The organism is Amycolatopsis thailandensis (assembly GCF_002234405.1).
GTDB classification, from domain to species: domain Bacteria; phylum Actinomycetota; class Actinomycetes; order Mycobacteriales; family Pseudonocardiaceae; genus Amycolatopsis; species Amycolatopsis thailandensis.
In genome coordinates, this window is the sequence record NZ_NMQT01000004.1 from 13,779 (window position 1) to 32,452 (window position 18,674).

Below are 18,674 nucleotides of genomic sequence, written 5' to 3' on the forward strand. Positions count from 1 at the left end.
CGGTGTCACGGACCTCGGCGCCACGCGTCGAGGTCCGTCCACGCTTCGAGGGTCTGCCCGCTTTCGAACCGGCGGCGTTCCCTGGTGACCGGATCGGTGAATTCGAGGACCTTCGCCAGCAGCTGCAAGGGTTCGGTGAAGTCGTCGAGCGGGGTCTCGGTCAGCTCCGGGTAGAAGTCGTCGCCGAGAATCGGCAACCCGAGGCCGCTCATGTGCAACCTGAGCTGATGGGTGCGGCCGGTCGCGGGAAGCAGGCGGTAGCGGCCGAACCCGTCACGGTGCTCGATCAGCTCGACACGGGTTTCGGCGTTGGGCGGTCCGTCGACCTCCTGGGCGGCGATGACCCCGCGTTCCTTGACGATGCGGCTGCTGATCTCGCGCGGCATCGCGATGTCAGGGTCGTACCGCGCGATCGCCTCGTATTCCTTGTGTACCAAGCGATCCCGGAACATCGTCTGGTACTTGCCGCGGACTTCGGGAGTGATCACGAACAGGATGAGCCCGGCGGTGACCCGGTCGAGCCGGTGGGCGGGGACGAGCGCCGGGAGATCGAGTTCGCGGCGGAGACGGACCAGCGCGGTCTGCAGAATATGCCGCCCGCGCGGGATCGTCGCGAGGAAATGCGGTTTGTCGGCGATCAGGAAATGCTCGTCGCGGTGCAGCACGGAGACCTCGAACGGGACCTCGACCTCGTCGGGCAGATCGCGATGGAACCAGACGAACGAGTCCGGCACGAACGGAGAATCGACGCTCAGCGGCCCGTCCAGTCCGACGATGCGCTCCTCGCGGAGCATCTCCTCGATCCGCTCGGGCGCGACGCGGGGGAGCCGCTCGACGAGGTGCTCCCGCAACGTCGTCCACGGCCCCTCGGTGGGCATCTTGAGCCTCGCGGGGTCGAGCCCGTGACGGGGCGGGAGCGGCGGGCGGAGCTTGCGTCTCATCCCCCCGCACTTTAGCCGCGACCAGGTCGGACGGGTTGTCGCGCGTTGCGAAAGCCACGTTCGCAACCTTCAACGTTGCGAACGTGGCTTTCGCAACGTCCCGAGAGTTATCCACAAGTGGGGCTGATGTGGCGAGTTGTCCACAGATCGGCGAAAGGAGGTGGTGTGCGATCGATCGCGGCGCCGACGATCATGAGGTGAAAACCGGAGACTGGGCCCGTGATCCCGAGGGGCTCTATCGACACAGCCGTGGTGGCGTGATCACCGTCGCCCGGCTCGCGGAACTCGGCGTTCCCTCCATGACCTGCTATCGCCGGTGCCGTCCCGGGAAGTCGTGGCGACGACTGCTGCCGGGAGTCCTCCTGCTGAACTCCGGCGAGCCGACGCGGCGGCAGCTGATCGACGCCGCGCTCCTGTATGCGGGGCCGGATGCGGTGGTGACGGGAGCGACCGCGTGCCGACGGCAGGGGCTGCGGGCTCTGCCGGACCACCCTTTTCGCGTCCATCTGCTCGTCCCCCTTGAACACAAGGTCGGAAGTTCCGAGCATGTGACCATCGAACGCACGATCCGGCAGCCGCAAGCGGTCGTGTTTGACGGGGTGCCGCTGGCGCCTTTAGTCCGGGCCGTCCTCGACGAGTGCCGTCGGCTCGGCTCACGGCAGGAGGTTTCGGCTCTTCTCGCCGAGGCGGTGCAGCGGGGTGTGAGCCTTCCGGAGCTGTTCGCGGAACTCGATGCCGGGAGTAGTCGCGGCACCGCGATCCCGCGCGAAGCGCTGCATCGGATCGCTGACGGAGCCCGATCGGCCGCGGAGGTCGACGCGATGCGAGTCTGGCGAATGAGTGGGTTGCCCGAGCCTCGGTGGAATCATGAACTGCGGGACGAAAACGGCGAGTACATCGCGACCGCCGATGGCTACTTCGCAGCGGTGGCCTTGGCCTGGGAGATCGATTCGTACGATTTCCACTTCGGCAAGCAGCACTACGCCGCGACAGTGGCGAGAAACGCCAGGTATGCCGCCGCCGGAATCGTGGTTCTCCAGACTTTGCCCAGCCGACTGCGGACAGAGCCGAAGCGTGTTGCCGCCGAGCTCGTCGCGGCTTATCGGGCCGCCACTGCCCGAAGCGGAGCCGCATGACTCGCTGCCGCGGCGTTGCGAAAGCCACGTTCGCAACCTTCAACGTTGCGAAAGTGGCTTTCGCAACGCCCTCGCCACGCGGCAGCACCCCAGTGTGGCGACTCAGTCTGCCTGGTCGCGGTACCGCGCGAGATACCGCTCGGTCACCTCAGCCTCCGCGACAGCGATGGCCTCGGCACGCGTCCGGCGGCCGATCCCCGGCGGGAAGCCGTTCTTGGCGAGCCGGTGTTCGATGCTCTCCTCCATGTAGGCCATCGAGTAGAAGTACGCCACGAGCGCGGCCATCAGCACGATCGCCAGCCGCAGGGGGAGCGGGCCGGGCAGGAGCAGCCACACCGCGCAGAGCGGGGCGATCATCACCGTGCTGCGGGCGACGTGCCGCCAGCGCCAGCTTCCGGTGGTCGCGTCGTGGAGGATCCAGTCGTGGTAGCGCTCGGGCAGCCTGCCGCCGAGTGAGTACCACAGCCAGCGGAACACGTCCGGACGCTTGCGGGGCAGGGGCATCGGGCGACTCCTTCCTTCGATGTCCGTCACAGTACACTAATGATTAGCACGCTAATCTTTAGTGTCGCGCAGGACACGGCTAGGATTCGCGGCATGAACTCGGAAGGGCCGGAGATGAAGTCGATCGATCTGGGCGAGGATCCGCTCGCGCTGGAGCGTCAGGTGTGTTTCGCGCTGTCGGTCGCTTCGCGCAGCGTCATCGCGATCTACCGCCCGTTGCTGGAGCCCCACGGGCTCACCCATCCGCAGTACCTCGTCATGCTGGCGTTGTGGGAGCGGGGACCGCAGGCGGTGAAGGACCTCAGCACCGCTCTGCGCGCCGAACCCGCGACGCTGTCACCGCTGCTCAAGCGACTGGAGACGATCGGATACGTCACGCGCAGGCGCAGCGCCGAGGACGAGCGGCTGCTGACGGTCGAGCTGACGGAATCCGGTCGCGCGCTGCGCGCGGAGGCGGAAAAGATCCCGTACCGCGTCGTCGAGAAGCTCGGCATGGAGGTCTCCGAGCTGGAAGCGCTGCACAAAGCGCTGACGCGGGTCATCGAAGCCACGGCTTGAGCGAACCGAAACCGTGGTGTGACGAAATGAGGGTGTGAAGCCGTGTCGGGGTGGGTAATTCCCGTCACGCCAACTCAAAATGACAGGAAGCTGAGGGACCGTGACCACCTCGACCCCCGCCCCCACGGAAGCCGGTCTGGATCTCATGACCAGGCTGAACGCCTATCTGGAGGACGTGGCAGCGGCACTGGGGATACGGATGGATTCGTGCACGGCGGACCTCACCGGCCCGGTCACCGCCCGGATGAGGCTGAACTGGCGCCTTCCCGGCTTCCCCGAACGCGACGTCGACCTGATGTGGCACGAAGAGCACGGCTGGTCCGCCGCCGTCGCGACGCACGCGGACGACGACCACCATGTCGTCGTCGCCTACCTCGGCGGCCGGACGGTGGCGTCGCAGCCGAGGCTGGTGGCCCGGTTCGCCGAGACCCTGCGAACCGGTGACCACCAGGACTGCTGGCCCGGTGCGCCCACGTTGCGCACCGCCGGCGGACCGACCGCGCTCGCCAAGGAACTTTCCGCCTGGGCCTGACGCTCAGGGGCTGACGGTCAGCTTGCCGAGGATGCGCGCGGCGACGGCGTCCAGGTTGGCGTCGACGAAGAAGTGCCCGCCCTGGAACACGTCCATCTCGAAGGTGCCGGTGGTGTGCTCGCGCCAGTTTTCGGCGTCCGGCAGCTCCAGGACGGGGTCCGAGTCCCCGGCGAGCGCCACGATCGGGCAGGTCACGTCGGGGCCGGGCCGGTAGCGATAGGTCTCGACGGCCTTGTAGTCGCCGCGCAGCGCGGGCAACGCGAGCGCGCGGATGTCCGGGTCGTCGAAGATCGACGCGTCCGTGCCACCGAGCCTGCTGACTTCGGCGAGGAAGGTGTCGTCGTCGGCGAGGTGGTGCGACCGCTCCTTGAAGATGTCCGGGCCGCGCCGGGCCGAAACGAACAACGCCGCCGGAACGAGTCCGCGCGCTTCCAGCCGCCGGGCGATCTCGAACGCGAGGATGGCGCCCATGCTGTGGCCGAAGAGGGCGAAAGGCTTCGGGATCGCGGCGACGACGTCCACCAGCCGCTCGGCGAGGACGTGCAGATCGTCGATGACCGGCTCGTCCATGCGATCCTGCCGTCCCGGGTACTGGGCGGTGTGCACCTCGACGGTGGGCGAGAGAGCCGCCGAAAGCGACCGGTACGCGCTCGCCGAGCCACCGGCGTGCGGGAAGGCGATGAGCCGCGTCTCGGCCGCCGGCGCCGGATGGAAGCACCGTGTCCAACCGCGAAGAGCCTGCCCTGCCATGGAAAAGTCCCCCAATCCGTGCGGGAACGGCCCGCACGACACTCGAATGTACGGGGAATTCGAGGGAAGAGTCCATGGGTGTGCGGGGTTGTTCACGTCAGGGTCCGGTGTGAACACCGGACTCCGGCCCGGATCCGGGCCAGGCGGAAGGGAGCGAGTGTGGCGGAGGACCTGAAGATCAGGGTCGGCGCGGGGCTGGGGACCGGGACGGCGCCCGAGGAGTTCGGCGCCGCCGTCGACCTGTTGGAGCGGGCGGGAGTCGATTCGCTCTGGCTGCCCGAGGCGGTGTACTCGCCCAGGATCGACCCGGTCGTCGGGCTGACGCACGCCCTCGCCCGCACCTCGAAACTGAAGGTCGGCACCGGCGTGATGGTGCTGCCCGGCCGCGACCCGGTGCTCGTCGCCAAACAACTCGCCTCACTCGCCGCTCTCGCGCCGAAAAGGGTCCTCCCGGTCTTCGGCCTGAAGCCCGCCCGAGACGCGGAACTACCGCTCTTCCCGGTACCGCAAGGCCGTCGCGCCGCGGTGTTCGACGAGTCGTTGCTCCTGATCAAGGCGTTGCTGGAACAGGAAGAGGTGACCTTCGAGGGCGAGTTCTTCCGCGTCGAGGGCGTGGGTCTGGGCACGCGCCCGGTGAAACGGCTCGACCTCTGGCTCGGCGGGAAGGCACCCGGCGCGCTGCGGCGGGTCGGCAGGCTCGCGGACGGCTGGCTGGCAAGTTTCCTCACGCCCGAGGAAGCCCGGGCCGGGCGCGAGGCGATCCAGAAGGCCGCCGCCGAGGCGGATCGGGAGGTCGAGGCCGACCATTTCGGGATCAGTCTCATCGTGGCCGAGGACGGGATCCCGGACGCGCTCGCGGCTTCGATCGCGGCACGGTCCGACGCGGATCCGTCCCGGCTGATCGCGGGCAGCTGGCGCGCCGCCCGCGATCTGATCGCCGAGCACATCGACGCCGGGCTCAGCAAGTTCGTGCTGTACCCGGCCGGGCCGGAGCCGATCGAGCGGTTCGTCGAGAACTTCGCCGAACACGCGATCCCGCTGCAGACCTAGTCGAACTTCAGCTCTTCGGTCCGCCGCGGCATCAGCAGCAGCGCGCCGACGCTGAGCACCGCGACCACCAGCATCGCCAGGAAGACGTGGTGCGTGGCGCCCGCGAGGGCGTCGCGCACGAACGTCGTCGTCGGGGTGTCCGGGCCGTCGCCGCCCAGGACGACGCTGGTCGCGTCGACACCGGACGGCAGGCCGGAGACCCCGGCGGGCGGGTTGGCGAAGCGGCCCGCCAGGGTGGCGTTCGCGATCGCGCCGAACATCGCCACGCCGACCGCGCTGCCCAGCGACCGGCTGAACATGTTGGTCGCGGTGACGACGCCGCGGCGTTCCCAGCCGATGGTGGACTGCACGGCGATCAGCGTCGGGCTCGACGTCAGGCCCAGTCCCAGCCCCAGGACGAACGCCGCCGAGGCGGCCAGCCAGATCGACGACCCCGCCGACAGGAACACGGTCAGCCCCGCGCCCGCGATGACGGCCCCGCTGCCGATCAGCGCGGTGTCCCGGAACCCGATCCGCATGTAGATCCGGCCCGCCAGCGACGCCGAGATCGGCCAGCCGACGGTCAGCGCGGCCAGTGCGAATCCGGCGACGAGCGCGCCGGTGCCGAGTACGCCTTGGGAAAATGTCGGCAGGTACGAGGTGAGTCCCATCAGCAGCATGCCGACGACGACGGCGACCAGGTTGCCGCCGATCAGCGTCCGTTTGGTGAAGATCCACAGCGGCAGCACGGGTTCTTCGGCCTTGCGCTCCACGAACACGAACGCCGTCAGCAGGAGCACCGCACCGGCGAAGATCGCCAGGCTCGGCACGGACGCCCAGCCCCAGGCGACCCCGCCCTCCAGCAGGCCGAGGATCAGCAGTGAGCAGCCGAGGGTGAGCAGGGTGGCGCCGAGGTAGTCGATGCGGTGCGAGCGGCGGTCGACGCGTTCGCGGAAGTTCCGGAACAGCATCCACGCCGCCAGCGCGCCGAGCGGCAGGTTGATGAAGAAGATCCAGCGCCAGTCGAGGTACTCGGCGAACACACCGCCCAGCGTCGGCCCGACCACCGACGAGATGGCCCACACGCTGGCGAGATAGCCCTGCACCCTGGCGCGTTCCTCGACGGTGTACATGTCGCCGACCATGGTCAGCGCGATCGGCTGGATGGCGCCCGCGCCGATGCCCTGCACCGCGCGGGCGGCGATCAGCACCGGCATGCTCCAGGCCGCGCCGCACAGCACCGAGCCCAACAGGAACGCCGCGATCCCGAAGAACATCACCGGCCGCCTGCCGAGCACGTCGGCGAACTTGCCGTAGAGGGGGACGGTGACCGCCTGGGTCAGCAGGTAGATCGAGAACAGCCACGGGAACTGCGAGAACCCGCCGAGATCGGCGACCACCGAGGGCACCGCCGTCGCGATGATGGTCGAGTCGAGGGCGATCAGGCCGGAACACAGCATCACGGCGATCAGGACGGGGCCGCGTTCGGAACGGAAACCGACCCCTTCCTTCGCGGCGACCGGGGCCGGGGTGGTCATCTGAGGGGCTCTCCTCGGGCTCATGAAGGGCGTCAACTACTTCGCATGGGTAAGCATTCCATGGAGACACCCGGTCATGGGACCGATTTTTTCCGTGAGGTATCCCGCAAAATGGATCGGATGAGCACCTGGATCCGCCCGATCGACCGTGGCTGGGTTGTCCGCGACACCGTCCCGGGGCCCGACGTCGACGAGTTCGCCGATCCGGACCGGGTCGCCGCCGCGCTCGCCGAGGCGCGCGGAGACAGCCTGCTGGCGGTCCAGCATCCGGCCAGGACCCCGGCCGCGCTGGCGGGCGGTCTCTCGATCGAGGAGGCGTTGCCGCAGGCCAGAGCGACTTTCGAGCGGATCCGGGAACAGCACTATCGCCCGGTGTCCGCCGTCGTCGCGCCGTATCGCATCGACGGGCCGGACGGCGTCGCGCTGGGCGTGCTGTGCCTCGTCGACCCGGCGGCGGTCCGCGACGACGGCGTGACCCGGGTCCGGCACACCGAGGACGTCTATCCGGACGTCGTCGCGGACCGGGCCGCGATGCTCGCCGGGCTCGGCATCGCGACGAGCGCCGCCATGCTGGTCCCGGCGACGGGCGGCCGGGAGCTGACCGCGCAGATCGAACTGATCTGCCGGGGACAGGTGCCCGCCTTGTCCACAGTGGACGGCGCGGGCCGCAAGCACGAGCTGTGGCTCGCCGGCCCCGGCGAAGGCCAGGACGAACTGCTGGCGACCCTCGACGGACTGGATCTCCTGGTCGCGGACGGCAACCACCGGGTCGCGGCCGCCGCCGCGTCGGGGCGGGGCGCGTTGCTGGCGCTGGTCACCGGCGGACCTGGGCTGCGGATCGGGCCCATCCACCGGGTGCTCACCGGCACCGGTCTCCACGCGGCGACGCTGATCCGGCGATGGACGGAGGCGGGGTTCGACGTCCACCCGGGCCCACCGGAGCCGCCCGTCGAACCGGGAGAGGTCACCGTGCTGGCGGGGGCGTCGGCGTACCGGGTCGTGCTCGGCAAGGCGGGCGGTGATCACGCCGTGGTCGAGCAGGGACTGCTCCGCGAGGCGCTCGGCGTCGACCCGGAAGGTCCGGGGGTGCGGCCCTTGCTTCCGGGGGCCCCGGTGCCCGAGGACGCCGAGGCGGTGTTGTTGCTGGCCCCGGTCCCGTACGCGGAGGTGCTCGCCGTGCACGCGGCCGGTGCGCGGATGCCGAGGAAGGCCACGTACTTCACGCCGAAACCGCGTAGCGGGCTCCTGCTGGCGGAGCTTTGACGTCGCGCTTTTGTCGGTGGTCCGGCTTAGGATCACCTCGTGGAACTGCCCGTGATGCCACCCGTTAAGCCGATGCTGGCCAAGGCCGTGCACGAACTGCCGCGCACGCCCGGGTTGCTGTACGAGCCGAAGTGGGACGGCTTCCGCTGCGTGGTCTTCCGCGACGGTGACGAAGTCGTGCTGGGCTCGCGTAACGACAGGCCCTTGACGAGGTACTTCCCCGAACTGGTCGAGCTGCTCAAGGAGGCGCTGCCCGAGCGGTGCGTCATCGACGGCGAGATCGTGCTGGTCACCGAGGGCGGGCTCGACTTCGAGGCGCTCCAGTTGCGCCTGCACCCGGCGGCGTCCCGGGTGAACAAGCTGGCCGCCGAGACGCCGGCCAGTTTCGTGGTGTTCGACCTGCTGGCCCTGGACGACCGGGACCTGACGGAGGAACCGTTCGCGGAGCGGCGGAAGCTGCTCGAAAGCGTCGTCGACACGAAGTTCGCCCGCGTTCACCTCACGCCACTGTCGGAGGATCCCGACGTCGCCCAGGACTGGTTCACCCGGTTCGAGGGCGCGGGCTTCGACGGTGTGATGGCGAAGCCCGCCGACGCGCCGTACGAGCAGGACAAGCGGGTGATGTGGAAGGTCAAGCACCAGCGGACAGCGGACTGCGTCGTCGCCGGGTTCCGGCGGCACAAGGACGGCGTCGGCGTCGGGTCGCTGCTGCTCGGCCTCTACACCGACGAAGGCGTCCTCCAGCACGTCGGCGTGGCCAGCAGCTTCACCGCCGCGAGGCGCCGTGAGCTGGTGGACGAGCTCGCGCCGCTGCGCGAGAACGCGCTGGAGAACCACCCCTGGCGCGAGTGGGCCGAGGCCCACGAGGAGGCGGGCGGCCGCATGCCGGGCGCGGGCAGCCGGTGGGCGCCGGGGAAGGATTTGAGCTGGGAGCCGGTCCGGATCGAATGGGTCGCCGAGGTCCGCTACGAGCACGTCGAGGGCACGCGGTTCCGCCACGGCGGCAGACTGGTGCGCTTCCGTCCGGACCGCGAGCCGGCCTCGTGCACGTACGCGCAGCTCGAAGAGGTCCCGCCCGCCGAGCTGGCCACGTTGTTCACCGAGCTGGGGGAAACATGAAGTCGGAACCCTTGACGCTGGACCTCGACGGCGTCGAGTTCACGGTGTCCAATCCGGGCAAGGTCTACTTCCCGGAGAACGGCGAGACCAAGCTGGACCTGGTCGAGTACTACCGCGCGGTTTCCAAGCCGCTGCTGGCGCAACTCGGTGGCAGGCCCCTGTTGCTGGAACGCTATCCCGACGGCGCGGGCGGGAAGTCGTGGTTCCAGAAGCGGGTCCCGAAGAACGCGCCCGGCTGGCTGACCACGACGGTGGTGTCCACCCCGAACGGCACCACTTCGGACGCGCTCGTGGCGAAGGACCTCGCGCACGTCATCTGGGCGGTGAACCAGGGCTGTCTCGGGTTCCACGTCTGGCCGAACCGCGCCGACACGCCGGACATCAGCGACCAGCTGCGCGTCGACCTCGACCCGTCGCCGGGCATCGGGTTCCCCGAACTGCGGCGCGGTGCCGTGCTGACGAAGGCGCTGCTGGACGAACTGGGCATCACCGCGCAGATCAAGACTTCGGGCTCACGAGGCTTGCATCTTTACGTGCCGCTGGAACCGAAATGGGACGCCTACGAGGTCCGCGCGGCGGCCGTCGCGCTCGCCCGCGAGCTCGAGCGCCGTCATCCGGAGGAGATGACGGCGCAGTGGTGGAAGGAAGAGCGCGGCTCCCGCGTGTTCGTCGACTTCAATCAGAACGCGCCGCACAAGACGGTGTTCGGCGCCTGGTGCGTGCGGCCGCGGGTCGGCGGTCAGGTGTCGACGCCGATCGGCTGGGACGAACTGGAGACCGTCGAGCCGGACAAGCTCACACTGTCCACTGTGCCCGCTCGGTTCGCCGAACGCGGAGACCCTTGGGAGGGAACGAAACCGCAGTCGATCGAGCCGCTGCTGGAAATGTCCCGGAAGGACATGGAGAACGGGCTCATGGACGCGCCTTGGCCGCCCGTCTACCCGAAGATGCCGAATGAGCCGCCACGGGTGGCGCCGAGCCGCGCCAAGAAAGAGTAAGGGCGCGGGCCCGCCGCAAGGACCGCATTTAGTCCTCTGGATGCGGTCCTTGCGCGCGCAACTACCGCATCCAGAGGACTAAATGCGGGTCAGAGCGGCAGGTCGAAGGCGAGTTGCGTGTTCACGGCGGGTTCGGCCTTGCGCGTGGACCGGTGGCTTGGCAGGGTCGCGGCGCAGCGCGGGCACGGGGCGACGTCGCCGGCGGTGAGATCGACCGGCGTCCACATCCGGGATTCCTTGTCCCCGCAGGCGGAACGTCGGTAGCGGAGGTCTTCGGAGCGGGTCATCAGATGCGCGGCGGGGGAGTCCTCCGGCAGCGCGCCGACCAGGTACCAGCGTCCGGCGGTGTTCGTCATGGAACTGTCCTCCCGATACAGGTGGTCCAGCTCGAGATTCCTTCCGCGGAACAGTGTCAAGGAGACGCGCGGGGATACCCGGTATTTCGAGGCCTTTCGGCGTGTCAGTGCCGAACTCAGTCCTGAATGAACCGCAGGACGCGCAGCATTCCCCGCTCGTCGACGACCTCGGGATCGTCCGCGACGCATTCTTCGAGGCGCGCGGTGACGGCCTCGGTGTCGATTCCCGAACCGATCAGCACCAGTTCGCTCCGGCGCGCCTGTCCGGACGGCCACGCCGAGCGCTCCAGCTGGATGAACGAGCCCACCGTGTGCAGGCCGAACCGGGACCGGGGGCCGTTCGGGCCGAAATCGAGGAAACCCTTGATCCGGTAGAGCCCGCCGGGGCGCTGTTCGAGGAAGTCCATCAGCCGTCGCGGGTCCAGCGGCCGCTCGGTGGTGAAGGCGACGCTGTCGTACGCGGTGTGGAAGTGGTGTTCGTGATCGTGCTCCTCCTCGCGGAGGTCGTCGAACGACATCTGCCCGGCCCGTTCGCGCGGCCGGGCGTCGAAGAACAGGGTGGGGTCGATCCGGCCGTGGGAGGTCGCGATCACCGGGGTGCCCGGCGCGATCTCGTCGATCGTGCCGCGCAGCTTGGTCAGGGACTCCTCGTCGGCCCGGTCGGTCTTGTTGAGCACGACCAGGTCGGCGAACCCGAGATGCTCGTCCAGTTCCGGATGCCGCTTCCTGGTCGCCTCGAACTCGGCCGCGTCGACGAGTTCGACGAGGCCGCCGTAGGCGATGGCGGGGTTCTCGCTGGCGATCATCAGGCGGATGAGGTCACGCGGTTCGGCGAGCCCGCTGGCTTCGATCACGATGACGTCGATGCCGGCCTCGGCCTCGGAAAGCTTGGCGAGCATGGCGTCCAGGCCGCTCGCGTCGACGGCGCAGCACAGGCAGCCGTTGCCGAACGACATCATGGTGTCGACCTGGCCGGAGACGGCCATCGCGTCGACCGCGATGCTCCCGAAGTCGTTGACCACGACCCCGATCCGCGCGCCCTGGCGGTTGGCCAGCAGGTGGTTGAGCAGCGTGGTCTTGCCGGATCCGAGGAAGCCCGCTACCAGGATGACCGGAATCCGCCTGTCGACCACGATTTTCCTTTCCGCCGGGATGCCCGCACTCTAGCGATGGCGGACGCGGGCCAATACACCGGCATGGGGAAAGAACAGAAGAGCAGGTGGATGAATACGCTCGAAAGAGTGATGAATAACGATCACTTAATTGATCTTGGGTGAGCGTGATCATTTTACCGAGTGCAATTCCGTTAATATCCCGCGAAGTGGTAATCGATTCCAAATATTGTCGTCTACAAGCTTTCTGCCTGCGAAAATGTCATCTCGGCGGCGGCTTCTGCCGTTTGGTGGATCGTGCTCTTCTTTCTGTGGGGTATCCTCTTTCGTCTGGTCCGGACCCGGCCGTCTCGCCGATCAGGCATGATCCTCCGGGCATTCCCGAGTGCAGGAGGAATGGTGATCGTTCCCGCCGCCGGTGCCGGCGTCGAATTCGGAGAGTGGGAGGCAGAGGTATCGACAGCCTCCATGCGGGTGACGGATATCCCTCGCTTGCCTCCGGAGGTGAGGCCGCGGGGACGGAACGTGGACGTGGCCGAGGCGGAGGACTTCCTCCGGCTCTTCCACGCCGAGTCGGACGGCGGGACCGAGCGACTGCGCGAGCGGCTCGACCGGGTTCGCGCGGAGATCGACGAGACCGGCACCTACCGGCACACCACCGCCGAGGTCGAGTTCGGCGCCCGGGTGGCCTGGCGGAATTCCGCGCGGTGCATCGGCAGGCTGTACTGGCAGGGGTTGAAGGTGCGAGATCGCCGTGACGTCGAAGGCGCGGACGCCATCGCCGACGAGTGCGTCGCCCACCTGCGCGAGGCGACCCGGGACGGCCGGATCCGCTCGATGATCACCGTGTTCGCGCCGGACGGCCCGGCGGGACCGGGACCGAAGATCCACAACGACCAGCTCATCCGCTACGCGGGCTATCGGCTCAGCGACGGCTCGGTACTGGGCGATCCGCGCCACGCCGACTTCACCGAGACCGTCCAGGAGCACGGCTGGCGCCCGCCCGAACGCAAAGGCTCCTTCGACGTCCTGCCGCTGCTCATCGAAGCCGAACAGGGGGACCGGCAGCTGTTCGGGCTGCCCTCGGACGCCGTGCTGGAGGTCCCGCTGTCGCATCCCGACCACCGGTGGTTCGCCGGGCTCGGGCTGCGCTGGCACGCGGTGCCGGCGATCAGCAACATGCGGCTGGTGATCGGCGGGATCACCTATCCCGCGGCGCCGTTCAACGGCTGGTACCTCGCCACCGAGGTCGGCGCGCGCAACCTGGCCGACACCGACCGCTACGACCTGCTGCCGGTGATCGCGGACCTGATGGGGCTGTCGACGAAATCGGAACGCACCCTGTGGCGCGACCGCTCACTGGTCGAGCTGACCCTCGCCGTCCAGCACTCCTTCGACGCGGCGGGCGTGACCGTCGCCGATCACCACACCGAATCGCGGCGGTTCCTCACGCACATCGCCAAGGAAGAACGCGCGGGCCGTCGTTGCCGGGCCGAGTGGAGCTGGATCGTCCCGCCGTTGTCCGGCGGGCAGACCGCGGTTTTCCACCGCTACTACGACGAACCCGATCCGGCCGCGAGACCGGCGTTCCTGCCTCCTGGGTAGGGCACTGACGGGTGAAGAGGTGAGCCGAATGCGGCGTGTCGATAAGCCGGACGGTGGCATGGGTTGCGGCCGCGCGGACAATGGAGGCATGACCGCAGTGCTCGTCGCCCACGCCGGCCGGTCCGGTGGGACAAGGGAGATCGCCGAGGTGATCGTCGCCGAGCTGAGGGAAGGCGGGCTCACGGCCGATCTGCTGGACGCCGCCGAGGTCGAGGACGTCGAACCCTACGGCGCGGTGATCGTCGGGAGCGCGTTGCACCACCGGCGATGGCGTCCGGAGGCGGTGCGCCTGCTCACCGAGCACGAGGAGGCGCTCCGGAACCGTCCGGTCTGGCTGTTCCACAGCGGGCCCTGCGGGCCGTTCGCCGCGGGCAAACACGTCAGCCTGCCCGCGGGGGTCGCCTTGCTCGCCGCGCGGATCGACGCCGAACGCACGGCCACCTTCGGCGGCAGGCTCACGCCGGCCACCGCGCACGGTCCGCTCTGGAAGATCAGGGCCATGGGCCCGTGGGCGGGGGACTTCCGCGACTGGCCGTCGATCCGGGCCTGGGCGCGCGACGTCGGCCGCCGCGTCCGCATCCGCGTCGCACTTTGAAGTACGGGTTTCGTCGGTGCCCTGTCGTAGGGTGCGATGATGGACAAGAAGTTCACCGCGACGCTGCTCAAGAGCCCTGAGAAGGGCGGCTGGACGTACGTGGTCATGCCCGGCTCCGCCGAGTTCTTCGGCACCAGGGGACTGGTGAAGGTGCGCGGGACCATCGACGGGCATCCGTTCCGGAGTTCGTTCATGGCGCTGGGCGACGGCACCCACAAGCTCCCCGTGAAGGCCGACGTGCGCAAGGCGATCGGCAAGGAAGAGGGCGACATCGTGGACGTCGTCCTGCTCGAAAGGCTGGAGGGCTAATTGGCCGCGGATTGGAAGCCGTCGCCGGTCATCAAGATCTACGAGGCGCTCGGCGCGGTGGCCGACGGGCGGGTCGAGATCGACGGTGACACGGCGCGTGTCGCGTCGTCGGACAAGGCCAAGACCTACGACGTCCGCCACGATCCGGCCGCGGGCTCGATCACGGCCAACGACAACGGGTCCTACTGGCAGGGATACCTCGGCTACCCGGGCATCGCGTACCTGATGGAGCGCGGCGTGATCGCTTACGACGGCGGCCTCGCCGAGGAACTGGCGGGCGTGCCGTGGAAGGAACTCGCGACCCGGTACCGCAACGACTGGGCGAAGGTCGAGCAGCACGTCCGCGACGACCTGTCCGGCCGGGGCGTGGACCTGGACCGGTTCGACGCCGGGCTCGCGGAGATCGCGGGGCAGTTGGAGAAGCTGGCGCTGACGAAGCTTTCACCGCGGCTGCGGCCACCGAAGTGACCTGTCGCGAGTGACCGGGGTGAAGGGACTTTCGCCGCATCGCACGCGGGGAAGGCTCCCTTCGCGTCAAGCCCCGCCGGTGCCCGGGCCTCGCTGGAGCATGTCCCAAGTCGCGGCACCGATCCCGGGTGCCACGAATGTGGCATTGGGGACACTCAACGTCCCCAATGCCACATTCGGCGCACACCCCAACGACACGTCTGCCTTACCCCTCAATAATGCAAGGAAGGGGGCCTTCATGTACTTGAACGAGGGACGGGCAGACAGGTCAGCCGCAGTGCTCGGACGGGCTGTCGTACTTGACCCCGCCCGCGGAACCGCCCCACTTCACGCATTTGTCCGCCGCGGCCGCCTTCACCGGTCCGGCGAACCACGAGAACGACCCGGAGTCGGTGTTCCGGGACGACCCCGCGACCTCGAGGTAAGCCGAGGTCGCGGTCGCGGTGCCCGCCGACGCGCTCTTCATCGTGCTGACACAGTTCTGCCCGTTGGAAGCGTTGTAGGACAGGTAGACCGTGCCCGCCGTGCCGAGCGGAGCCGAGTCGATGACGCCGTACCCGCCGCCGCACACCGGGGCGCCGAGCGTCGTCTCGGTGACGGTCGAGAAGCGGATGGTCTCGTTGGCGTTCCCCGCCGGGCCCGCTTCGTACAGCACGCCGACCGAGCCCGAGGACAGCTGGACCATGTCGGAGTACGCGGCGTCACCGCTCCACACCAGCGTTCCGGCGGAGTTGCCCTGCCAGTTCGCGCCCTCGTCGAACGACGACCGCACGACGAGTTCCTTGCGACGGTCGCAGACCGACGGCGCGGCGAACAGGATCCGGTTGTACTTGCCCGCCTTGTCGGTCGCGGTCATCCGCGCGGTCGAGCCCTGCACGACCGGGGTGATCAGGTCCTCCTCGAAGGTGAACTTGGTGGAGAAGCTGGCTCCGCCGTCGGAACTGATGGCGTAGGCGCGGTTCTTCGCGCCACCGCTGAGGCATTTGTCGCCGTTGTTGGCCTGGTTGCGCGCCGCCGCGTAGACCCGGCCGTCGAGTAGTTCGGTGACGCTGATCTCCTGCGGGTTCAGCGGGGCCGACTTCGCCAGGGTTTCGGTGGCGCCGCGTTTCCAGGTGACACCCTGATCATCGCTGTAGATGAGCGCGCCGCTGTTTTTGTCGTCGTCGGTGTAGCTCATGCCGGCGACGATGCGGCCGGCGTGCGCGCCGCGCGTCAGCACGATGCCGTGCGAGGGGCCGGTCGCGAGCCAGCCCGGTGCGGCGTCGAATCCGAGTTGTGTGGTGAGCACCTTCGGCGCGGTCCAGGTCTTGCCGTGGTCGTCGCTGATCGAGACGCGCGGAATCCGGTTGCAGTCGGGGTTCTTGACGCATTCCATCACCGAGAGCAGCACGATCCGCCCGGTGGACGGGATCACGATCGGTGTCGGGTTTCCTTTGGTGTCACCGAAACCCTCGATGACGATCTTCGGGGCGCTCCAGGTCTTGCCGTTGTCCGCGGAGCGTTTCACGACCAGATCGATGTCGCCGCGGTCGTTGCAGAAGCTGGCGCCGCCTCGGCGGCCTTCGGCGAACGCGAGCAGTTCGCCGTTGTTCGCCTTGACGATCGCGGGGATCCTGAAGCAGTCGTAACCTTCTGTTTTCTGTTTGTACACCACCGTGTTCCCGACGGCGGCCGCCGAGATCCGGTCGCCGGTGGCCGGGGTGGCGAGTGAGGTGGCCGGGGATGCGCCGACCGCCGCGGTGGCGACGAGGGCCGCGAAAAGGCCCTGTGCGACGCGGGAGATCTTCACGGGAATGCTCCGTCCTGGGTTGGGTTCCGGGTGACGGGGCATCAGAGTCCTTCCGGCTCGTACAGCCGTCGTACAAGGCGCGTACAACCCGGTTTCGCGTTCTGTGTCAGGTGACGCAGAACGAGGGCGCTTCCGCTGCCAAGCTCGATCTCGCCGGCCACGGCGCGAGATCGGAAGGGGGAGGGCCGATGAAGGTGTTCGATCCGGAGGGGCGTGAATGGACGATCGATCGCCGGTTCGCGCCGTGGCGTCGGTGGGTGCAGCCGTTCGCTCTGTTCAAGGGCGGTTACCGGCGCTACCGGCTCGCGCCGGACTGGTGGCTCGACTTCGACGACGCGTCCGAGGCCCGTGCCGACGACGCCGAGCGCCGCGATGACGGCGCCCTCGCGAAGGTGGCGACGGGCCTGTTCGGGCTGCTGGTCGCGGTGGAAGCGCTCGTGCAGCTCCCGGTGTACGTGCTGCTGGGGCTTCTCCTGCTGCCGTTCCTGCTGCTGGAACTGCTGGGCCAAGGCATCGCGGGATCCGTCGCCCTGGCCGTCCGGCGGTTCCGGCGGGCACCGGGAAGGGTCGACGTCGCCGGTTGGCACAGGAAACAGAACGGCCTGGCCTCGCTGACGATCCTCAAGGTCCACGACGACCTTGCGGTGCCCTTGGTGACCGAGTTGCGCGGCCTGCTCCGTGAACGCGTCACGTTCGACCCCGGCGACCCGGACGTGCGCGAGGTCCTCACCCGGTTCGGCGTGCGCGTGGAACGGCACCGGACCCTGCTTCGTCGGAGATCTGTGTCAAGATCCGCGCACCGATGAAGGGGGAACGCGATGCGGGTGACCGATCCCGGCGGCGGCGAGTGGCTGGTCGTGCGCCGGTTCGCGCCGTGGCTGCGCCGGATCCGCCCGATCGCCATCGTCACCGAAAGCGAGCGCTACCGGGAAGTGTCGTTCACCCGGCACCGCGGCCGGTCGGCCGAGAGGGAACGCCTGGGCTTCGAAGACGTGCTGATGCTGGTGTTCGCCGTCACGCAGACGGCCGGGCTCGCGCTGATCCTGTCGCCGTTCCTCCTGGCGGAAATCCTGGCCTGGACGCTCACCGGGGCCGTCCTCTGGCTGGTGAGACTGACCGGCCTCGTTCGCGCCCGGATCGACCTGATCGCGCCGCCGCCCGCCGTGCGCAGCCTCGCGCCGGTGCGGGTCCTGCTGGTGCCCGGGAAGGCCGCGGCCAGGCTCACCCGCGAACTCGCGACGCTGATCGAGACCACGCCGGACTTCGACCCGGAGAACGAGCCGCGCGTGCGGAAACTGTTCTCCGCCACCGGAGCGCGCGTGGAACGGCACTTCGGCCTGCCGTGGCGGCTCAGTGCTCGTCGGGTGCGAGCTGTTTGAGGTCGCGCAGGCTCCGGACGACCAGCCGCTGGCGCCCGGTGCTGAGCAGCCCGTCGGCGCGCAGCGTCCGAAGGGTCCTCGCGACGGCTTCCCGTGACGCGGACGCGAGTCCCGCCAGATCGCGCTGGCTGATCCGCAGGGCGATCAGGGTGCCGTCGGGTACGGGTACGCCGTACCGCTCGGCGAGGTCGACCAGGATCGCGGCGATGCGTTCCGCGGCCGTGCTGTCCCCGAATTCGGTGCGGCGCGAGTTGGCGTAGCGCAGCCGCGAGGTGATGATCCGGAGCAGGACCACGGAGATGCCGGGCTGTTCGCGGAGCACGGCGCTGAACGCGCGCGCGGACAGCCACAGCCCGGTGACCGGTTCGACGGCGATCGCCGTGGCCGAGCGCAGGCTGCCGTCCATCGACGCCATCTCGCCGATGATGTCGCCCGGATCGCGGACGGCCAGCACGGCGTCGTACCCGCCGGTGGACACCGACGTGATCTTGACCCGCCCGGTCATCAGGATCAGCACCCAGTCCGACCGGTCACCCTCGCGGATGATCACCGTCCCGGCCGGGTACCGGCGCAGCTCGGCCTCGGCGCGCAGCGCCTTGCGCTGACCGTCGTCGAGCAGCTCCCAGAGCCTGCCGGGTGAATCTTGCGGCTCCGCCGCGGGCTGTGTCATTCCTTTTCGTCGCCTCCGTGCGC

Annotated in this window: 21 protein-coding genes; 13 read left to right on the forward strand and 8 right to left on the reverse strand. The window is 68.9% G+C overall.

Annotation, left to right across the window (positions count from 1 at the left end; all coding sequences use genetic code 11):
* Nucleotides 1–5: 5 nt before the first annotated feature.
* Nucleotides 6–941, reverse strand: a complete 936-nt coding sequence (locus CFP71_RS00775; protein ID WP_093931878.1) for a pseudouridine synthase — start codon at nucleotides 939–941, stop codon at nucleotides 6–8.
* Between the two features lie 257 nt (nucleotides 942–1,198).
* On the opposite strand from CFP71_RS00775, the gene CFP71_RS43985 reads away from it, so the two are divergent.
* Entirely contained in the window at nucleotides 1,199–2,077 is an 879-nt protein-coding gene (locus CFP71_RS43985) for a hypothetical protein (RefSeq protein ID WP_244199513.1), read from the forward strand.
* Between the two features lie 102 nt (nucleotides 2,078–2,179).
* Here the strand turns inward: CFP71_RS43985 and CFP71_RS00785 are convergent, their stop codons facing one another.
* A complete protein-coding gene (locus tag CFP71_RS00785; RefSeq protein ID WP_093931879.1) occupies nucleotides 2,180–2,581 on the reverse strand; it encodes a DUF5313 domain-containing protein in 402 nt (133 codons plus the stop codon).
* A 114-nt stretch (nucleotides 2,582–2,695) separates the two neighbouring features.
* On the opposite strand from CFP71_RS00785, the gene CFP71_RS00790 reads away from it, so the two are divergent.
* Both CFP71_RS00790 and CFP71_RS00795 read left to right on the forward strand, forming a co-directional pair.
* Nucleotides 2,696–3,139 (forward strand): MarR family winged helix-turn-helix transcriptional regulator, encoded by a 444-nt coding sequence (locus CFP71_RS00790; protein WP_093931904.1) that lies wholly within the window; start codon nucleotides 2,696–2,698, stop codon nucleotides 3,137–3,139.
* 100 nt (nucleotides 3,140–3,239) lie between these two features.
* On the forward strand, nucleotides 3,240–3,671 hold the full coding sequence (locus tag CFP71_RS00795; RefSeq protein ID WP_093931880.1) for a DUF6292 family protein: 432 nt from the start codon (nucleotides 3,240–3,242) through the stop codon (nucleotides 3,669–3,671).
* Nucleotides 3,672–3,674: 3 nt separating this feature from the next.
* On the opposite strand, the gene CFP71_RS00800 is transcribed toward CFP71_RS00795, so the two are convergent.
* Nucleotides 3,675–4,421 (reverse strand): thioesterase II family protein, encoded by a 747-nt coding sequence (locus CFP71_RS00800; protein ID WP_093931881.1) that lies wholly within the window; start codon nucleotides 4,419–4,421, stop codon nucleotides 3,675–3,677.
* 159 nt (nucleotides 4,422–4,580) lie between these two features.
* On the opposite strand from CFP71_RS00800, the gene CFP71_RS00805 reads away from it, so the two are divergent.
* Nucleotides 4,581–5,471 carry a TIGR03854 family LLM class F420-dependent oxidoreductase gene (locus CFP71_RS00805; protein WP_093931882.1) on the forward strand — a complete coding sequence of 297 codons (891 nt, stop codon included), beginning with the start codon at nucleotides 4,581–4,583 and terminating at the stop codon, nucleotides 5,469–5,471.
* Here the strand turns inward: CFP71_RS00805 and CFP71_RS00810 are convergent.
* On the reverse strand, nucleotides 5,468–6,988 hold the full coding sequence (locus CFP71_RS00810; protein ID WP_093931883.1) for an MDR family MFS transporter: 1,521 nt from the start codon (nucleotides 6,986–6,988) through the stop codon (nucleotides 5,468–5,470). The two genes, CFP71_RS00805 and CFP71_RS00810, sit on opposite strands and share 4 nt — an antisense overlap.
* Before the next feature lie 111 nt (nucleotides 6,989–7,099).
* On the opposite strand from CFP71_RS00810, the gene CFP71_RS00815 reads away from it, so the two are divergent.
* From CFP71_RS00815 to ligD, 3 genes are read left to right on the forward strand one after another with little or no spacing between them, the layout of a single operon-like run.
* Nucleotides 7,100–8,251, forward strand: a complete 1,152-nt coding sequence (locus tag CFP71_RS00815) for a DUF1015 family protein (protein WP_093931884.1) — start codon at nucleotides 7,100–7,102, stop codon at nucleotides 8,249–8,251.
* A 39-nt stretch (nucleotides 8,252–8,290) separates the two neighbouring features.
* Nucleotides 8,291–9,370: an ATP-dependent DNA ligase gene (locus tag CFP71_RS00820; RefSeq protein WP_208635847.1), complete on the forward strand. Its 1,080-nt coding sequence runs from the start codon at nucleotides 8,291–8,293 to the stop codon at nucleotides 9,368–9,370.
* Nucleotides 9,367–10,368 carry a non-homologous end-joining DNA ligase gene (ligD, locus tag CFP71_RS00825; protein ID WP_093931885.1) on the forward strand — a complete coding sequence of 334 codons (1,002 nt, stop codon included), beginning with the start codon at nucleotides 9,367–9,369 and terminating at the stop codon, nucleotides 10,366–10,368. The genes CFP71_RS00820 and ligD overlap by 4 nt, the downstream gene beginning before the upstream one ends.
* 89 nt (nucleotides 10,369–10,457) lie before the next feature.
* Here ligD and CFP71_RS00830 read toward each other — a convergent pair whose 3' ends face one another.
* The gene (locus CFP71_RS00830; protein WP_093931906.1) at nucleotides 10,458–10,724 is read right to left on the reverse strand and encodes a hypothetical protein; all 267 of its coding nucleotides are present in this window, start codon (nucleotides 10,722–10,724) and stop codon (nucleotides 10,458–10,460) included.
* A 116-nt stretch (nucleotides 10,725–10,840) separates the two neighbouring features.
* Nucleotides 10,841–11,857 (reverse strand): CobW family GTP-binding protein, encoded by a 1,017-nt coding sequence (locus CFP71_RS00835; protein ID WP_093931886.1) that lies wholly within the window; start codon nucleotides 11,855–11,857, stop codon nucleotides 10,841–10,843.
* Between the two features lie 375 nt (nucleotides 11,858–12,232).
* Between CFP71_RS00835 and CFP71_RS00840 the strand changes: the two genes are divergently transcribed.
* The 4 genes from CFP71_RS00840 to CFP71_RS00855 all read left to right on the forward strand — a co-directional run bounded on the left by CFP71_RS00840 (nucleotide 12,233) and on the right by CFP71_RS00855 (nucleotide 14,813).
* Nucleotides 12,233–13,441: a nitric oxide synthase oxygenase gene (locus CFP71_RS00840; protein ID WP_167405950.1), complete on the forward strand. Its 1,209-nt coding sequence runs from the start codon at nucleotides 12,233–12,235 to the stop codon at nucleotides 13,439–13,441.
* Between the two features lie 88 nt (nucleotides 13,442–13,529).
* Entirely contained in the window at nucleotides 13,530–14,036 is a 507-nt protein-coding gene (locus tag CFP71_RS00845; protein WP_093931887.1) for a flavodoxin domain-containing protein, read from the forward strand.
* A gap of 39 nt (nucleotides 14,037–14,075) precedes the next feature.
* The gene (locus CFP71_RS00850) at nucleotides 14,076–14,345 is read left to right on the forward strand and encodes a DUF1905 domain-containing protein (RefSeq protein WP_093931908.1); all 270 of its coding nucleotides are present in this window, start codon (nucleotides 14,076–14,078) and stop codon (nucleotides 14,343–14,345) included.
* Entirely contained in the window at nucleotides 14,346–14,813 is a 468-nt protein-coding gene (locus CFP71_RS00855; protein WP_093931888.1) for a hypothetical protein, read from the forward strand.
* Between the two features lie 268 nt (nucleotides 14,814–15,081).
* Here CFP71_RS00855 and CFP71_RS00860 read toward each other — a convergent pair whose 3' ends face one another.
* Nucleotides 15,082–16,602, reverse strand: coding sequence for a sialidase family protein (locus CFP71_RS00860; RefSeq protein WP_093931889.1), 1,521 nt, complete (start codon nucleotides 16,600–16,602; stop codon nucleotides 15,082–15,084).
* Between the two features lie 188 nt (nucleotides 16,603–16,790).
* Here CFP71_RS00860 and CFP71_RS00865 point away from each other — a divergent pair, with 188 nt between their 5' ends.
* Both CFP71_RS00865 and CFP71_RS00870 read left to right on the forward strand, forming a co-directional pair.
* On the forward strand, nucleotides 16,791–17,408 hold the full coding sequence (locus CFP71_RS00865; RefSeq protein ID WP_093931890.1) for a hypothetical protein: 618 nt from the start codon (nucleotides 16,791–16,793) through the stop codon (nucleotides 17,406–17,408).
* 12 nt (nucleotides 17,409–17,420) lie between these two features.
* Nucleotides 17,421–17,981: a hypothetical protein gene (locus CFP71_RS00870; protein WP_093931891.1), complete on the forward strand. Its 561-nt coding sequence runs from the start codon at nucleotides 17,421–17,423 to the stop codon at nucleotides 17,979–17,981.
* On the opposite strand, the gene CFP71_RS00875 is transcribed toward CFP71_RS00870, so the two are convergent.
* Nucleotides 17,953–18,651: a Crp/Fnr family transcriptional regulator gene (locus CFP71_RS00875; RefSeq protein ID WP_093931892.1), complete on the reverse strand. Its 699-nt coding sequence runs from the start codon at nucleotides 18,649–18,651 to the stop codon at nucleotides 17,953–17,955. The two genes, CFP71_RS00870 and CFP71_RS00875, sit on opposite strands and share 29 nt — an antisense overlap.
* Nucleotides 18,652–18,674: the final 23 nt, after the last annotated feature.